Annotated in this window: 6 protein-coding genes; 5 read left to right on the top strand and 1 reads right to left on the bottom strand. The window is 28.0% G+C overall.

What is annotated here, in order from left to right; all coding sequences use genetic code 4:
* The 5 genes from ACNF36_RS00410 to ACNF36_RS00390 all read left to right on the top strand — a co-directional run bounded on the left by ACNF36_RS00410 (position 1) and on the right by ACNF36_RS00390 (position 17,269).
* Positions 1-1,257 carry a hypothetical protein gene (locus tag ACNF36_RS00410; RefSeq protein WP_418303339.1) on the top strand — a complete coding sequence of 419 codons (1,257 nt, stop codon included), beginning with the start codon at positions 1-3 and terminating at the stop codon, positions 1,255-1,257.
* A 170-nt stretch (positions 1,258-1,427) separates the two neighbouring features.
* Positions 1,428-11,873 carry an SGNH/GDSL hydrolase family protein gene (locus ACNF36_RS00405; protein ID WP_418303338.1) on the top strand — a complete coding sequence of 3,482 codons (10,446 nt, stop codon included), beginning with the start codon at positions 1,428-1,430 and terminating at the stop codon, positions 11,871-11,873.
* Between the two features lie 241 nt (positions 11,874-12,114).
* The gene (rpsB, locus tag ACNF36_RS00400) at positions 12,115-12,936 is read left to right on the top strand and encodes a 30S ribosomal protein S2 (RefSeq protein WP_323176468.1); all 822 of its coding nucleotides are present in this window, start codon (positions 12,115-12,117) and stop codon (positions 12,934-12,936) included.
* A gap of 33 nt (positions 12,937-12,969) precedes the next feature.
* Complete coding sequence (tsf, locus tag ACNF36_RS00395; protein ID WP_323177577.1) at positions 12,970-13,851, top strand: translation elongation factor Ts; 882 nt, start codon at positions 12,970-12,972, stop codon at positions 13,849-13,851.
* Between the two features lie 145 nt (positions 13,852-13,996).
* A complete protein-coding gene (locus tag ACNF36_RS00390; protein ID WP_418303337.1) occupies positions 13,997-17,269 on the top strand; it encodes a coiled-coil domain-containing protein in 3,273 nt (1,090 codons plus the stop codon).
* 45 nt (positions 17,270-17,314) lie between these two features.
* On the opposite strand, the gene ACNF36_RS00385 is transcribed toward ACNF36_RS00390, so the two are convergent.
* Positions 17,315-19,573 (bottom strand): hypothetical protein, encoded by a 2,259-nt coding sequence (locus ACNF36_RS00385; RefSeq protein WP_418303336.1) that lies wholly within the window; start codon positions 19,571-19,573, stop codon positions 17,315-17,317.
* Positions 19,574-19,653: the final 80 nt, after the last annotated feature.

Below are 19,653 nucleotides of genomic sequence, written 5' to 3'. Positions count from 1 at the left end.
ATGCAAGTAATTTCAATTAAGAAAAATTATTTTCAATCTCAACACGAGTTGCAAATTCAACAAAAGCAAGCTTCAGAAGTAATTGATAAAATTAAATCTTTAAATTTTGACGGTTCATCATATTTAGGTTTTGATGATATTGCATTAAACTTTGGGCTCAACGGTGTAGATAAAATAATTCAATTTTGCAACAATATATATTCAACAAATATTTCTAAGTTAATTATTTGAACTTCTAAAACAATTGAACTTTCAATTAAAGCTGCAATGGAATTTATTTTTGGACAAATCGATATTAATAAGGATAAGAAAATTGAATTAATCTTTATTAATCCATCAATTCCAATTAATAAAATTGAACAGTTAATTCAAACTTTTAAAAATGGAATTGGTGATAATGTTGGTTTTATGTTTTTAAATGAAACCGGAAATAATGATTATGAAAATGAATGAATTTCATACATTACAAATATTTTTGAGCAACATTCAAATGAATTTATGATCAAAAATCATATGTTTTATGTAGGTAGCAAAACTAATTTTTCAAATTTAAGCAAATTTAAATTTGCAAGCAATAATATTTTATTTGTTTCAAATGATGTCCATCCAGAATATAGTGTATTAAGTGAAATTGGATTATTGATTATGTCACTTCAGGGAATTAATATTCAAAAAGTTATTCACGGTTATGTTGAAGCTTCAAAAAATATTCTTAATCCTGATGCTTATTTCAATAGAGCACTTGAATTGGCTTTATTAATCAATGAAAGTGTTCTTAAAAACAAAGAAGATGGATTTGCTAATATTTTTGTTTCATATGATTCATTTTTAAATAATTATTTCGCTTGATTTGCAAATCAATTCAATAATACAACTAAGCAAATTAAAACAATCAGCACATCAATAAACTTTCCACAGCAAATTGCAACTTATACTCAGCCATTGCTTTCAGGAAAGGGAAATAAATTTGTTACTTTTGGTTTAATTAAACAAAGATTCTTTGATTATCAGTTATCTTCAAACCTTGAAAATGATGACTTAATTGACAAGTTTCAAAACTTATCAATTAATCAAATTAAAGATGAAACTTATCAAACTTTTGTTAATTATTTATCAAGTTTTAATAACGAAGTTAACTCAATTACAATTGAAATTACAAACAATTTTGAAGAAACTTTAGGACAATTAATCTCATTATTGTACTGAAGTAGAATATTTTATTGTGTTTTAAATTCACTCAATCCATTTGCAAATTAAAACTTTTAATACTATGAGCAAGCTATAAAAGTTAAAAGCTTGCTCTTTTATTTTAGCTTTGTTAAAAATAGTTTAACAATTTTTGCAATTTGCTTGTTTACTCTTTAATTTGGTAAAATTTTATGAAATTAGTTTTATATACACTTATAGTGTATATAAGAGAGGTGATTATGAAAAAACAAAAAAAGTTAACGTTAATTTCATTAGCTGCAATCTTAACTTCAGCTAGTGTTGTTTCTGCGTCTTGTCAAGCGCCAGGTTCATCAAAACCAATCGGCAGATGAACTGATTTAAACGATGGTGATGCACCAATCATCATTAAACCTGAACCGGTTGATCCATCTGGTGAAATTAAAATTACTGAACCAGGAGCAAATAATGGTAACGGTTCTCAAAACGGAGGCAATGACTCAAATCAAAACCCTGATGGAAAAACTGATGTTGAACGTGCTAAAGAAAAATTATCTAAACGTCTTGTTTCAAATAACTTCATATCAAAAGATCAAAAAATTAGATATGTTGCATTAGGAGATTCAATCACTGCAGGATATGATGGAGCACTTCCGAAGGATTATCCAGGTAAATTAGAAGCTAACGGAGAAATCACCGGAGCTTCTTATGCTGCGTTTTTAGCAAGATTACTAAATCAAAATTCAAATAATAGACTTGAATATTTTGAAAACTTCGCAGCTTCTGGTGCTCGTATAGTTGACTGATTTAAAATTTTCGGAATCGACTATGATAACCCTTACAACGACACACCTGAATGACCTGCTGTTAACAAAACTTTCAAAAACAAAAATATGCAAGAAATGGGTCCAATCATCAAGGAGCAATTAAAAGAAGCAAACTTAGTAACTATGTCAATTAGTGCTAATGACTTTTTCTTCTTGTTAATTGATACAGTTTCAAAAAGTGGACCAATGGAAATTGTTAATGAATTCAGAAAAGAAAAACCTAACTATGGAAAGATTATTGAGTTTTTCAACAAAGTTCTTACAAACACACTTCCAGAAGTTAGAAAAAGAGCTTTACTTTTAGTTAATGAACTTAAAAAACTTGCTCCAAAAGCAAACATTAACTTAGTAGCTTACCCATTACCGCTTTCTGGTTTCAAAAGAGCGATTGATAAATTCTTCCAATCTAAATTAGGAAACATTCCAGTAGATCCGACTCAAATTTTATTAGAACAAATTAACAGCTCATTATATGATGTTGCGAAAATTACAGATGTTAATGTGCTAAATGCATACAATGTTGATTATTGATCTGCTCATTCAGATGAAATTTCTGATGTTTATATTGATATTCACCCTAACACAAGGGGTTACAAAAAAATGGCTATGGATATGTATATTAAACTTACATCTCCATCTTTTGACCTCGCAAATTTTGATCCAACTTATAACTTTAACCAAGATTATTTACTCACCGACTCTACAACACTAAAATACCAAATTGAACCTTTTGTAACTAACTTACAATTATTCGGACCTGATACAAATTCATATTTAGATTCTTCAATTCCATTCATTGACGAAATTAACAAACTTAGAACTCCATATAATTACCCTAATAGACTTTTAAGAATGTCAGCTACATTTAGAAATGTAACTGCTTCAGCAATTAATGGTCTTACAAATAATGAACTTTATAAACAACTCGATCCAGAAGGTAAATTAAAGGATTTAATTCTAGATACAGAAAACAATGGTGAAAATGGTTTTGTTACAATCATTGAATCTATTGTTAATTCAGGATTAATTCAACAAATTTACTTAGATTTTCAAAATGAATTATCAAGATTAAACAGAGAAGACAAACTTGAATTAATGGAAATTCCTCAAATTTTAATTAAATCGGTTCTTAAAGAAGAAAACTTATTCAAACTTATTAGAGCAATTGCTTCTTCAAAATTCATTACATATAAAAAACCTGAATTAATTTCAGCTCTTCAAGGTGTAATTACAAACTTATTTGCTCTAAAAAGTGAAATGATTTCAGATGCAATCACAGGTCTTGCTTACAAATATGTCGAACCTTTCAAAATTGAAAAAGATGATCTTAAATCATTAATAACTCAAATTGTAACTAATCCAAATATTTCAAAAGTTATAGGACTTGCACTTGAAAGTTTCATTAGTAACTCTGAACAATTTGCACAAGTAGAAAACTTACAACAATTAATCAAAGTTTTTCTATCAGATAAAGAAAACATTAAGAAAATTGCTAACTCAATTTCTGATTTTGCGTGAGACATTGTTTCAAATGACGTTACCAAAAATATCCTTAAAGACATTTTATGAAACTTACTTGAAAACAATGGATTATCAAACCAACTTATCAAAGCTCAATCAGATAATTTTGTTGATAGTTTATTAAACAGCTTAACAAGTGTAAAACCAGACTCAATTAAAGAGTTTATTTCAGATTTTATTTCTCAATTTGCTGACTTATTAAATCAAAACGAATCAGCTTCACTTGACAACATTAAACAAATTACAACTCAAGCAGGAAAAATTGCTATTGATAATTTTGTTGCTAAAATGAACAACTCAGATTCTGAAGAAGAAACAAACGAATTTAATGTTTTCAAAATTCTTAAATTCATTAATGATTCAAAATCAGTAACAAACAATCAAACATTTATTAAACAACTTATCAAGAATGTTTTAAACAATCTTGATCGTTTAAACATCCCCTCAATGGTTGCAAAAGCATTATCATCAACAAAAATTACTTCATTTGTAGGCGAAGAAAATGTCGATTCACTTGTTAATTCATTGCTTAAAAATCAAAACTTACATAACCTTGTAAATTACTTAGTTGAATCTTATGTAGATAATTTTGCAGAATTTGCTGATGTTGAAGATTTAAATGCATTAATTCAAAAATTATTAGTAATTCCTAACTTAGAAACTGTTAAAGAGCACCTTGAAAGATTAGTTGCTGACTTAACTGATGATCAACTTGCTTCTAACTTACTTGGTAATGTACTTAAATCGGTTGCTAAAAAATACAACCAAGCAGCTAGTGATGAACAAATCGCAGCATTTGTTAACGAATCAAAAGTTGAATTATTAAACTTTGTAAAATCATTAGACATTATTAATCCACTTATTGATTTTGTGTTTAGTGAACTTGAAACAATTAAATCAAGCAGCACACCTTATGCTGATTTAAGGGTATTACCTTCAAAAATTACTGATTTCTTAAAATCAAAATTAGCTTCTGACCCTATTGCTTTAATTAAAAAAGTTGCTAACTTAGAAACATTTAGTTCTCATGCACTTATCTGAAAAGAAATTATTAAAAATGTATTTGCTGAATTAAATGAAAACAATGCAGTTGTTTCAAAAATTAAAGACATTTTAATTTCTACAGTTTCTTCAAATGAAACTTTAGCTAAATATGCAGATATTGATGAAGTTAAAACAATTATTAACAAGATTTTTGATACAGAACAAATCAATTCATTAATTCCAAATGTGCTTGATTTAATTTTTAACAACATTGCAGAATTAAAAACAGTTGAAAACATTACTGACTTAATTAATTTAGTAATCAAAAAACCTGAATTCAAAACTATATTAACTTCAAACATCAAACCAATTCTTGATAATGTAGTTACTGATTTAACAATCAACAAAACTCTTACAAAAGTGTCTGCAGTTTTACTTGAAAAAGCAGGATTTACTTACGATGCTAAATTCAATTCAATGTTAAATACTGTATTTGCAAACTTAATTAATAACTTAAGTGCAGATAATAAACTTAACAATTTAATTGCTGATTTTATTGCGTTATTCGATAATGAAAACATTACATTAAACAGTTTAACTTCACAATTGCCAAATGTAATTCTTAAAAACTTGAAGGTGACAGAATTTGAGTTTATTAAAAATCTTTTAAATGCACCACTTAGTGACATTGAAAAAGCTTCATTAAAAGAATTTATTCAATCATTATTATCACAACTTAAAACAAATGATAAAGTTTCAGGATTTATTAATAATTTAAATCTTGATTCTGTTGCTACAAAACTTAATGTTTCAGCAGACGAACTTAAACAATTACTTAATGACATTGTTGTTTCAGAACCTCTTGTAAATATCGGAACAAGTTTAACTGACTTTATCTTAAATAACCAAGAACAAATTGCTAACTTATCTTCTTTAACTGATTTAGTGATTTTAGTTCTTAAGGATGCTAACTTTATTCACGATGTTAAGGGTTCACTTAAAACTGCATTTGATGCATTAAAATCAAATCCAACAATTAAGAAAATGGTTACTGGATTTATAAGCAGCCTTGTGAAAACAAATGAATCAATTAGTTGATTACTTCAAGATGTTCAAAACGTTGATGGATTAGTTTCTGATTTATTTGACTTATTACCAAACTACAGTGATACATTCAACATTTTTGCACATATCTACAGTGGTTTAGAAGAGTTTAATCAAAATGGAAACTACACAAAATTATCTGATTTAGGTACATTAATTTTCAAATCATTTGCAGAAGAATTTGGTGGAGAAAATCAAGAAACAAACATTATCAAAGCAATCAAGATTTTATGTGATAGCTTACTTTCAAAACACAATCAAGATATTAATCAAATTATCACAAATGTTTACAACAAGATTGCTACTGATTCACAAATGTTTGAATCGATTTTCGCCAAAGTTCCTACAAACTTAAAAGAAAAGATTGAAAATTATGTTTCATTTGATAACTTAAAAGAATTAGTTAAATTTGTTTTAAACAATGACTCATTCAAAGTTGTATTCTTAAATCAACTTACAAATGTTCTTAATTCAATTGCAACTACAGATCAATTTACAACTTACAATGATTTAATAATCACAGTTCTTAAAGGGCTTGATTATGAGCAAATGAAATCTAACTTAAGTAATTTCATTTCCGAATTATTTGAAAACGAAAATAACAAAGTTACATTAAAAGAGTTAATCAATAATGTTGTTAAATCAAACCTTCCTGACTTATATTCACAATTAAGCAAAGACTTTGTAAGCGATTTAGTGGATAATTTAATTCCATTATTAAATTCATTAAATATTTATCAACCTGCATTTGACAAGGCATTTGAAGTTCTTTCAAATGCTAAAAATGCAGATGAACCATTAAGTGTAATTAAAACATTACCAAATGAAATTGTTTCATTAATTGTTGCTGAATTTAACAAAGATAAGCAAGCATTTGTAAACAAAATCTTAGCTTCTCCTATTTATTCAGAAAACAAACAATTCATCAAAAACTTATTACACTACTTAGTCTCAACAATCTTAGTTAAAGATTCAACAATCACAAAATTAACTTCAATGATTAATGATGCAAATTTAGGTGAATTAGTTTCATCAGAAGGTGCATCACAAGTAGCTAACGATGTTTTAAGAAATAGTAATTTACCAACATTACTTAACTCATTAGTTGATGCAATTGTTGATAATGGTTTATTAGATTCAATTTTTACAAATCCTAAAGATGTTATTTTCAAAGCTCTTAAAAATTCAAATGTTACAACAGAGCACAAATATGAACTTGCAAGTGTTATTCATACAATTTTAAGCTCAAATGGTTTAGATAAACTAATGCATAAAGCATTAAATAAAATGCTTGCTGACCAAGCTTTATTGTCTTCAGAATTACCACTTGAATTCTATACAGCACTTAAACAAACATTAAATCAATTAATTAACTACAACCCTACAAACACAATGGTTGATCAACTAATTGAAATCGTTAATGCAGGTCTACTAGAGTCAAGTAGTTTAGATGAATTAATCAAGTACATTACTTCAAATGTAAAATCATTATTAAACATTAAAGAATTTGGATACATTAAAACATTATTAAATTCAAACATTTGAAATCACTCAGATCAAATCAAAGAATTAGTTTCTAATGTAATTTCTAAATACTATGTTGATGAAAATATCCAAAAAGTTGTTGCAATGATACCTGTTGCATCAATTGCTAATAAATTAGGAATTGATGCTCAAGTTTTATCAGACTTATTTGTCGATATTCTCAAGTCACAAAATACTAAAGACATTATTAATTTAGTAACAAACTTTATCATTGATAATAATTCAACACTAAGAGAAGCAAACTCATTTGACCAATTAGCTATTGCTATAGCTTCAAATGAAAACTTTGTTGCTTCAATCAAACCAAAAGTTCTAAATATAATTGACCAAGTAATGACTGGAACAAATGCACTTGAAAAACTTTCACAAGCTTTAGCAGCATTTATTAAGAACCCTGATTATGCAAAATATTTTGCAGGTGTTCAAGAACCTGAGCAATTAGCTAAAAACATTATTAACATTTACTCAATTATCGATAGAAACTTTGGTGTTTCAGAAATCGCTTTTGATGCTTTAATTAACTACATTAAAAAATCAGGAATCACAAACTTCTCAATTTCATCAGTTCTTTCTTCATTTACTAAAACAATTAAGGAAAGAATTTCAAAAGATCCATCAGCATTTGAAACAAAAGTTGTTTCAACATTTAAAGAAGTCATTACTTCTGACTTATTCACAAAGAGCAAGGATGATTTATTAAAAATTATTGACAATGTATTCAATGTAATTCCTGCTAATGAATTAGCTACAAGTATTGTTAATCAAATAATGTCAAAAGCAGGAAGTTCATTTGAAAACTACTTCTCTAAAGATGAATTAATTTCACTTCTTGAATTTGTCTTAAGTAATCAACACTTTAAGAACTTATTTGAAAAGATTGCATCTAATGCAATTCAAAGAGCAAACGAATTTGCTGATGTAACTTCTTACATTGATATTATCAAGAAAGCGTTTGTTTTAATTGATCCTCAATCAGTTAAAGAAGATACAACCGGATTATTAAACGGATTATTAACTAACCAAGTTACAAAAGATTTTGTTTATAAATCACTTGTGAAATTATTTGGAACTTTAAACATCGAAGTTACTCCTCAAGTTGATAAATTGTTCAGAGATTTATCAAATAACTTAAAATCAGTTATTGATTCGCTCGAACTTGTAAATCCTGCCTTGGATATCTTCTTTGATAAGTTAACAGAAGCCTCACAAGCTGAAAATGAACAAATCTTAGCTATATTAGGTCAAATTCCACAAGCATTATCAGATTTAATTAACAAACAAGTTCTTTCAGATATTAAAGGATTTGTTGACAGAATCATTAATCTCGACGTTGTTACTGATAACTATGAAACAATTATTAACTTAATTCCTAAAGTAATAATTGCGTTAAGAAATAATGGAACAATTACAAAACTTGTAAATTCACAAATCAAAAAGCTTTCTGATTCAAATACATTATTCAAATACACAACTAAAGAACATTTAGGAAACTTTGTAAATGAACTTATTTCAATTAGTGAGATAGATGATTTACTTATTGAGTTTGTTCCATGATTACTTGAGGATAAATCTTGAACAAATTACATCAATTTACCACTTGATGTAATTGAAAAATTCAAGACTAATACAGAAAAAACTGAATTACTTAAATCAAAAATTCAATCAATTATTGAAAAAACACTTAAGTTTAACTCAACTAAAGTTATTGTTTTAGATTTAATCAATACATTCGCTAGAAAATACAATATTCAATTAGCCGGAATTAATTTAGATAAAGTTGTAGGTGATTTATTACAAAACTTAAACTCATTTGCAATCTCTGCTAAATTATTACCTAATGTTGCAAATATCTTTGTTGACACATTTATTTCAACTAAAGATACAAACCAAACTATAAGTGCTGTAGTTGAATACATCAAAGGATTGCTAAAATCAGATGCGTTCAACATTGTTAAATCAGTGTTCAAGCATTTATCAACATTAGCAGTTAACCAAGACGAAGTTATTAAATTAGTTAATGCAATAATTGAAACTATTAAAGTTAATGATGAACTTAAAGAAACAATCATTTCTAAGTTACCATTAGACAAATTACTAGAAAGCTTCGGTATTACAAAAGACCAAATCAAACAAGCTTATGATTTAGTTGTAAAAATGCCTGAAGTTAAGGATTTAATCAACACAGTCTTAAGATTCTTATTCAAAAACTGATCAAGTTGAGCTAATGCAAACTCATTTGATGAATTAATTGTGATTATTTTAGAAACACCTGATCTTAAAGAATCAATTACAAACTTAGTTTCTAGAATTATTTACACAATCACAAGCGATCAAAACGTTCAAGATATGGTCGCAACTGCTGCTGTAAGATATCTTCAGTCATCACCTTACGCTTCAATTTTCAATGACATCAGCGATCCTACGCATTTAGTTAAATCACTTTTAGCTAACATTGAAGGATTCGATAATGAATTAAACATTATTGAGCAAGTTGCAAATTCTATAGTTAAATTATTATTGCAAAGACAAACTAATATCACAACTTCAGATATTACTTCAGCCATTACAAATGCACTTGGTGCAATTACTAAACAAGAAGGATTTGAACAAAAAGCAATCAGATTGCTTAACTTAGTAATCAACTCACTTAAACAAGCAAATCATCAACAAGATTTATATTCACTCATTACAAATGCACTTCACTTATTTGAGAACAGAATTAACTTAGGTGAAATTATTTGAAATATCTTTGATGATGAAACACATAGTTACCTAGAAGAAAAAGTTATTTCTCAAGATTCATTTGTACAGTTAGTTAACTCAGTTGTAACTTCTGATGAATTAAAAGCATTAATCACAGAAGTTTCAAGTTACATTGTTGAAAATAATCAATTCCTAGAAAGCACAACTACTTTCTACGATATTCTTAAGATTTACTTAAATGTAAATGAAAATGTTAAAAGATTTGGTGATTTAGTTGAGGGAATAATTGTTAAAACACTTAACAATGACATTAGTAAAGGTGTTGTTAAAAAATTACTTAATAGATTTATCAACTTCCTTGAAATTCCAAGAACAAGTGAACTTGAAGAATTTATTCCTACATTAATCGACAACTTACCAGTTATCTTACAACGTGCCGGAATTTATAGATCAGTTGTAGATAGCATTGTTTCAACATACAAAAAATCTGCTTCATTCAGTGAATTTGGTTCAAGTGTTGTAGGAGCAGTTGTTAAAGGAATTGACTTTACAACATTCAATACAGTTAAGAAGATTCTTCTTGATCCATTTATTCAAGATAATAAACAAAAAATTATCGACTTATTCAGAAGCATCATTACACAAATGCTTAATAATAAACAAAAATTAACAAGAGTTATTTCTCAATTTGGTTTAGGAAAAGCGTTATTAGGTACAAACGATTATGACACAGCAATTAACAATATGGCTGTTAATGCATTAGGAAACGAAAACTTAATTAACTTATTAGTTACAGTATTCACTGATGTACTTGATAGATCAGAAGATTATGCTAAACGTAATTCATTCTCATCTGTGCTTAATGAAATCTTTGTTTCACCTAAATCACCTCAAATTAAGCAATATATTGTTCAATGAGTTAACCACATTTTAGATAATGAAGATGCTGAAATTTCTCATGGTATAGGACTTATTATTTCAAATATGTTCAAAGGAATGGGATTTGCATTTAATGATTCAGATTCACAAATCTTTGACAACATGGTTTCAGGATTGTTCAAAACTCTTAGAGGTTCAGATGAACTTAGAACTATTGTTGACAATATTTATGAATTAATTCAAAAAACTGACTTTGAACAAATCGAAGACAGAATTAAAGCTCTTAAAGATATTGTTATTCATGGTATTATGTCAATCATCTTGAATAAAAATGGAAACATTTCAATGAATAAAATTCTCGAAAAAGGACCATTCGTTGGAAAAATTATCAAGAATATGGGTAATGGTACTTTTGTCAAATTTATCAACAGATTGTTTGAAAGCTCAACATTACAACCTGAAAAAACTGGTATTTACAAGATTATTGATGGTCTGATGAATCCAAATCAATCTTCATCATCCTCATCATCTTCATCTAACAATAATCAAGGAAGCTCATCATCACCAAAATACAAATTTGAGTTTGACGTAAGTATTTTTGAAATTGTGGGTAGAGTTAAAGAATTTATTAAAGAACTTTACATTCCTATCTGAGAATATATGTTTGAAGAAATTCAATCAGGTAGATATAACACAAGTCTTAGAAATAATGCTTACAAACAAAATGATGCATATAAAGCAGTTTTCAGATTTACGACATTTGCTTTATGAGCCGCTAAAGAAAAAGGAAATATTTCAGATTTCTTATTCTGAAACGGAACAACTCTTGAACTCGAAAACATCTTCCTTGATGGAACTGAAATGGCTTGAACAACAGTTAAAAATAGACACGCTCAAGAATTCAATAGATGAACAGAAGAGCAAAAACGTGCATTTGGTAAAGCAGAAAGAGGAAATGGTTACAACTATGAATTTATAGTTGGAAACAGATCTAACAGTACAAATAACTCGAACTATTGAAAAGATCAAGTTTTAGTTTACATCTACTATAGAAAAACAAAACCTATTGATAAATTCACAAGAAAAACTAAAACAGAAATTCTTTACGAAATGCTTAGAGATGGATACATTAATAAAAATTAATCTCTAGTTTCAAAGTGCTACACATCAGTTGTGTAGCGCTTTTTAATATAGATTTGACCCTAAAACTTTTAACTTTGAAATAATGAAAAATGTAATACAATAGATTACAAGAGTTTTAAAACTACTCTTACAAAAATTAACAAATATATCAGTAAGTATGGATTCACTTGGGTGTGCTAATCATAGTGCTAGGTGCTCGAAATATTTACGTAGCAAAACAAACTAAAAGGAAATTAAAATTATGAACAACGCAGAAAACAAAAAAGAAAATGTTAAAGTTGTTGAAAAACAACAAAGAACACCAATTGTTTCAAAAACAAAATTATTAGAAGCCGGAGCATACTTCGGACACAAAACTCACGCTTGAAACCCAAAAATGAAAGATTACATTGTTCCAAACAAAAAGAACAAAGGATCACACATTATTGACATTATCAAAACACAAAAATACTTAGAATACGCTTACTCATTAGTAAACACATTAGCATCTAAAAATGCACAATTTATTTTTGTTGGTACAAAAAAACAAGCTAGAGAAGCAGTTAAAGAAGCAGCTGAAAGAACAAACTCATTATACGTAACAGAAAGATGATTAGGTGGTACATTAACAAACAACCAAACAATCATGTCACGTGTAAACAAAATGAAAGAATTAGAAGCTAAAGCAGCTAACGGATTTGCTGGATACACAAAGAAAGAAGCTTTAGACTTACAAAAGAAATTAGATAAATTACACAAAAACTTAGATGGAATCAGAAACATGAACAGATTACCACAAGTAATGATTGTTGCTGATCCAAATGAAGATGCAATCGCAGTTAAAGAAGCTAAAAGAAAGAAAATCAAAGTTATTGGTATTTTAGATACAAATGCTAACCCAGATTTATTAGACTTCGGAATTCCTGCAAACGATGACTCTTCAAAATCAATCGCTTTAATTATGACAATTTTAGCTGACGCTATTGTTAAAGCACGTGGTGGACAAGTTAAATTTGCATACCAAGAAGACGATAAAGTTGTTTTACCTTCATTCCAAAAACAAGAAGAAAACTCAAACAACTAATTAATCACAAAATAATTTAATTAAGGAGTAATCATGGCAGACATGAAAATGGAAAAAATTAAAGAATTAAGAGCTAGAACAAATTCAGCCTTAATCGATGTTAAAAAAGCATTAGAAGCTACAGAATACGACATTGAAAAAGCTATTCAATGATTAAAAGAAAATGGAATTGTTAAAGCTGCTAAAAAAGCAGGTCGTATTACTGCTGAAGGTGCAGTTTCAGCTCATGGAACAGATAAAGAAGCTGTTATGGTTGAAATTAACTCAGAAACCGATTTCGTTGCTAAGAACGACAAGTTCCTTAACTTATTAAACGAAGTTACAAAATCAGTTTTTAAATCAAAGGCTAACACCTTAGAAGAAGCCTTAGCTACAAAAATGAATGACAACGAAACTGTTGAACAAGCTTTAATTCAAGCTACATCAGTTATTGGAGAAAAAATTTCTCTTCGTCGGATTCAAAGAGTAGTTGCTGAAGAAGACCAAGTTTTAGGTATATACGTTCATGTTAACCGTCAAGTTGCAGCAGTAGTTACAGTTAAAGGTAACAATGTAGAAGCTGCTAAAAACGTGGCAATGCATGTTTCAGCTATGAATCCTGAATTCACATTAGTTTCAGATATCCCTGCAGAAAAATTAGAAGAAATCAAAGCAGGATTTGAGAAACCAAATGGTTTTGACTCTAAACCAGAAAAAATACAACAACAAATTACAGAAGGTTGATTAAACAAACAATTATCAGAAATCGTTTTAGCTAAACAACCTGTTGTTGTTGACGATTCAGTATCAGTTGAAAAATACTTATCAAATCACAATGATGAGTTAGTTTCAGCTGTTAGATTTGAAGTTGGTGAAGGTATTGAAAAAGTTCAATCAAACTTTGCTGACGAAGTAGCTGGAATGGTTGTTAAGTAGTTCTTACTTAACTTCTATTTTGATATAACGCATATTCTAATCACTTGGAATGTGCGTTTTTCTTTATAAATTAATAAATTAATTTATAATAAAACTTATAAAATCAAATTAACTAAAAAAATCAATAAAACAAAGGATAAATCATATGAAAGCAAGATTAAAATCATTAGTTTTAGGTTTAAGTGGTGCAGCATTACTTTCACCAATGTTATTAGTATCATGTAATAACTCATCAAGCTCACAAAAAAGTCAAGCAGAACTTAAAGCAGAAAAAGCAAAATTAAACACAGATATTCAAGCTGAATTTAACAAATACAGTTCAGTTGCTAAATCTGGAGACAGCTTAGATCAATTAGTATCAAAAAAACAAAATGAATTATTTGCTTTAATTGCTGAATTAGATAAAAAAGAAGTTTTATCAGATTCAGACGTTAAGAAATTAGCTGACTTTTTACAAACATTAAAAGATCAAGCTGCAGACGTATTATTACGTGGATTTGTTGATAAAAACTTAGAAGTTGTTGCAATCGAAAAACAACTTGAAGCAGCTAAAAAGGAATTAGAAGATCTTAAAGCCGACACTGAAGGTGCAAACAAGGAAACATTAGCAGAAAAAGAAAGAGAAATTCAGGCTCTTAACGATCAATTAGAAATTGCTAAAAACGAATTAGAAGATGTTAAGTCAAAAATGGTAAAGAGAGCTCCTTCAGGTAAGCAATCATTACTTAAAATCACAAAAGCAATTCTTTTCTACTTAAGCTCATTTAAATCAAAATACCCTGAACTTTATAAATCAAACCAATCAATCATTGATGGTGCTGTTTCAACATGAGAAAAAAGTAGTAAAGAATATGAAGCTCAAGAAGATGACTACAATAACATTAACTATTTCTATGCTCAAACAATGTATGCTTTAAACTGATATACAATTATTAAAAATTACTTCCCTGAAGCTAAAGTTGAAATGCCGTTTCCTAAAGAAGAATTCATGAATTCATTATTCCAATGAAGAATTAAAGATTTAGAAAATGTTGCAGTTAACTTATCAAGTATGGATCGTTCAACTTTATCAGCTGAAGAAAGTGCAAAAGTTGATGAAAACATTCAATTAGTTAATGGTGTTAAAACAAACTATGAAGAAGCATTAAATACATCTACAAACTTAGACGAACAATTTATTAACTTCCAAGCATTAGAAATTCAATTCTGAAGCAAATACATTTACAACACAAATTCATTCAATGAATATAAACCTTCATTAATGGTTCCTTCATTAAGAATTTCTAAGTTCCCATTATCAAATGAAATAATTGATGCAGAAGTTTTAGAGCAATTAAAACCAGTTTCTAAAGAAATCGCAGACAAGTTCTCAGAATTCTACACAAACACAGGATTTAAATACTTACCTTCAGTTTACTACACAAATCTTTACAACCAATTCCGTGATGATCTTTTCAATGTTATTAGATACCAATTTATCCCTAAGCAAACCACATTAGAGGGGTTATTATACGTTCTTTCAAAATCGGAAAATGATTTATCAAAATACAATATTGATACAACACAAATTCTTGCTGATATTAACGCAAAAGCTAACGAAATGTATAACGGAGCCTACAGCGGTAGCACATACGCTCTATACAATAGAAAAGTTAAGGCAAAATGAAATGAACAAATGTATGATGGAGATGAAAATTCAGCAATTTACAAATCATATAAAAAATTCAATACATGAGCTGTTAAGCAAATGAACGAAATTAAAGCTCTTTCACAAGAACAATTTGTTTCAGCAGTTGATAGATATATGTTAATTAAAGCTTTTGACTTTAAATTACAGACATTAGTTAACTTATTTGAATACTGAAAACTTCAAGGGATTGATCCGAAATCAGAAGAAATGGAAGCTGTTTTACAACTTTCAAAATCAGCTTCAAAATATCAAGCAAGAATTAAATCTGCAGAAGATACAATCGCTGATTTAGAAGCTATCAAAGCAAAATTAAAAGAATTAGTAAGTTCATACAATTTAGATACAATTAACCATCCAGATTTCACAACAATTGAACAATACTCATCTACTCTAAATGAAGATAAAGCTAAAGTTCAAGCGGTTATTGATACATATTCAGCATTAACAGGAACTGATGGAATGTTTGAATTTACATTTAGCGAAATTACAGACTTTTTCAATAGTGCTGTAGACAATTTCAGAACAATTATTAATAAATGAGATCAATTTGTTGCTGATTCTAATACAGAAGGTTTTGCAGAAACTTACAAAGTTTTAGCTGACTTCAAAACAGTATTAGAACAAAAAGTTGGTGATGAAAACGACGGTAACATGGATATGCTTTACGTAAAATTTGCTGACATTTACCAAGACAACAGATCAGGTGATAAATACACAAATGGTTTAGCTTTATTAGATGAATATACAGCATTTGCTAACTCTTTAAAACACGGCGAATTCGCAAATGAAACAGATGCTAGAGCATATTTAAACGACAAATACTCACAATTTGAGCAATTAAATGCAAAAATGACAGCTGCTAGAGAAGAAGGTGGAGTATTTTATGCATTAGATGATTACCAAGGATTCACAAGCGAATTAGACTATGAATGAGCTGAATTTGCAACTACATTTAGAGATCACGCTTATGATTCAATGTCTCTTGATGACTTAAATTCTAAAGTTGCTTCACTTAATGAAAAATCCGTTGAATATTCAGCTAACTTTGGTAAATTACCAGCTACTGGTGAAACATTTATGAAACTTATTGCAGGTGATATTGAAAGAGAAAACTCAAACATTGAAAACTTTAGAAGACAAGATAAGAAAGCAAAACAAAGTTTATATATTGTTCCGGGTCAAGAAATTTATGCATTCATTAGACAAATGTATAAATCAGTTTCAGCCGAATTATCAGAAACTTCAATTAGCGAAGATCACCAAGATAAAGTTGTTTATGACGCAACACACAAAGCTATTGATAATTTAGTTAAAAAAGATTTAACATTTAGAAACATAATTTTTGCTAACGCTGATGGTTTTGAATACTTAACAGATGAACAAGAAGCATCAGGAAAACCTAAATCAGAGTTATACACAGAAATGATGAATTTAGAATCAGCTTACTATCAAGCAAACTTAGCGTACTTAAAAGCTGATGACAATTCAAAAGATGAGAAAAAACAACAATTACAACAAGCTAGAGTAGCTTACTACAACTTCTTAAATTCAGATAATTTCTCAATTTCAAGAAGTTCATACTTAAAATTCAATTTAAATGTTTACCGAACATATGACGATGACAGTGAATTTACACCATTTGATTTAGCATTATTATTTGCTCAATACGATGGTTCAATTGAATTATTAAGATTCGTTGAGAATACATACATTAAAAACAATCAATAATTTATTTAGTTAAAAACTGGTATCAAAAACCAGTTTTTAATTTTTTTAATTACTAAACTTGAACTTAATAAGGTTTAAATCCTCAGTTAATTTTTGATTATCAGAAATTTGTTTTTCTAATAACTTTTCAATGTTCGCAGGATCAGTCACATATCTTTTTATAGCAATGTCCAAGGCCTCTTTGTAACTTAGGTATCTTTTATACTCAGCATCATGGTAATCGATTGATATTAAATCTAATTCATATCTACCATCTTCTTTGTATTGTCTGAGTTTCTCAGGATCTTTTTCAGCTTCTTTAATGTCTCTCTTAGCTTTCTCTACACATTTAAAATTATCATCAACTAATTTATTGATTTCACTTATCTTGGTTGTTAAGAATGTTTTGATATTTTGTTTTCTATTTGAATCATTTTTCAGATTTGTAAGTATATTTGTTAGAAATTCATTTACTTTAGTGAATTTTGAAACATTAATTTGAAAATTGAATTGTAAGTTTGATTTTAAATTAGCTTTATATTCTTCTTTAAAATCATTAACCTGCTGTATGATTTCATCAGTGATTGAACTTTCATTATACTCAGCAAGGGTTAATTTGTTTTCTCAGAAAGTGTTAATTACAAAATTATTAATGCTTGAAAATGATTTAAGTAACATTTCTTGGTCTGATGTAATTTGACTATTATTGCTTTCAATTTTTGCAAAATCATAATTTGGTTCAGAACTGTTTATAGTTAATATTTCATTTTTAACAGTGTTCAATCTAAAATCTGAATTTTGCTTTAAACTTTCTAAAGTTTCTTTTGCTGTTTGCAATTGAGTAAATCAAAATTTAATTTTTTCTTCTTTATTAGTATTAAAGTAACTTGAATTAATGAATTCATTATGAGCAATATTTGCTTCTTTGGTTTTTTTAGTGATCATTCAAAGTTGTTCACCTAAAAAGAAATCCTGAAGTTCTAATTTTGCTTTTTCAATTAATAATGGTTCTAATCTGTCGAAATTATTGTTATAAAAGTCTTTGTAAGATTGATATGAACCTGTTGCTCTATTAAGCACGTTTATATTTGCAGTTTGCATTTCAAGAACTTTATTGTAGATAATTTGTAAACTATCGGCTACAAATGTTATTGTCTTATAAATTTGTTCAATAGGATCTTCATCAATAATTTGATTATATTTTGTGATAGTTTCATCTATTATATCTTTGAGCTCATTTGAATTGGTTTCATTAATATAACCTTTCATATAGTTGAAAAGTGTTATAAATTTGTTGTATTTCTGAGTTAAATATTCGATAAATTTATTCCTAATTTCACTATTTGCTAGGTGTTTTAGTCTTGAAAGTAATTCTGTATCTGTTTTGAAATGAGCACTTAAATAGTTGTTAGTTTGAATTAAATTTGATTGAATTTGTCAATTTAGACTCATCAATTTTATACTTGATAAATTCAAACTAATTAATTCATTATCTAACTTATCTAAATATTGATAATTACTTTTAATACCTTCTAATTCAGCGTGATAGTTATTTCATAACTGGTCATTTTTAAAACATAAATCCTCAATTAATGGAACAAACTCTTCTACATTTGCTTTTGTTAATATGTGATTTTCAAGGAAGTTTATGATTTTTTCACATTCTAAAATATGACTTTCCACAATATTATTTATTTTATTCAACACTTCTTGTTCTGTTGTGTTTAAATTGTGAAATTCAAAATTAGTTCATAAATTTTTAAATTCTTTAAGCCACTTAATTGATGATTTCATATTTCCTACAACAAATTCTCTATATTGTTTTATGTTTTCTAAAAATTTATTCATATTTTGAGGTTCATGAATAAAAAAGTCTTTGTAAACATTTCTACCATGCAATAAGGTTGAATTATGTCATTTAAGGTCAGGGAAATCTAATAAATGCATTTTTGCTTGAGCACTTAAAATACTTGCTACATAATTTATTCAAGTATTTGAATTAGCATTAGTAAATGAACTAAGGTTTGATTGATTTAGTTCTGTTAATGCATTAAATTTGCTAAAAATTGCATCTTCATAATTTACAGTGTTTGACAATACTCTCGATTCATTTACACCTACAGGAGTATTAAAAATAGGTGCAGGTTGCACAATGGGTACATTGATTTTGCTTTTATTTTCTTTCTTTTCAATTGGTTCACTAGATACTGGTGCAGACTGAATATTTCTTACAATTAATCAAGTTCCTACACCGATTGAACCTGCGACCATTAGTGAACCCAAAATTGTTAGTCATTTATTTTTAAATATTTTCATTTTCTTCATTTTTCTCCTCACTTTATTAGTAAAAATGATCAAAAAAGAACTAAAAAAGAACATAATAAGCTTTTGAAAAATCTACATTT

The sequence above is a fragment of the Mycoplasma sp. 4463 genome (assembly GCF_048381515.1).
In the GTDB taxonomy this organism is placed as follows: Bacteria; Bacillota_I; Bacilli_A; order Mycoplasmatales; family Metamycoplasmataceae; genus Mycoplasmopsis.
Note: the sequence above shows the minus strand (reverse complement) of the source record. Positions and strands in the feature narration are given on the sequence as shown.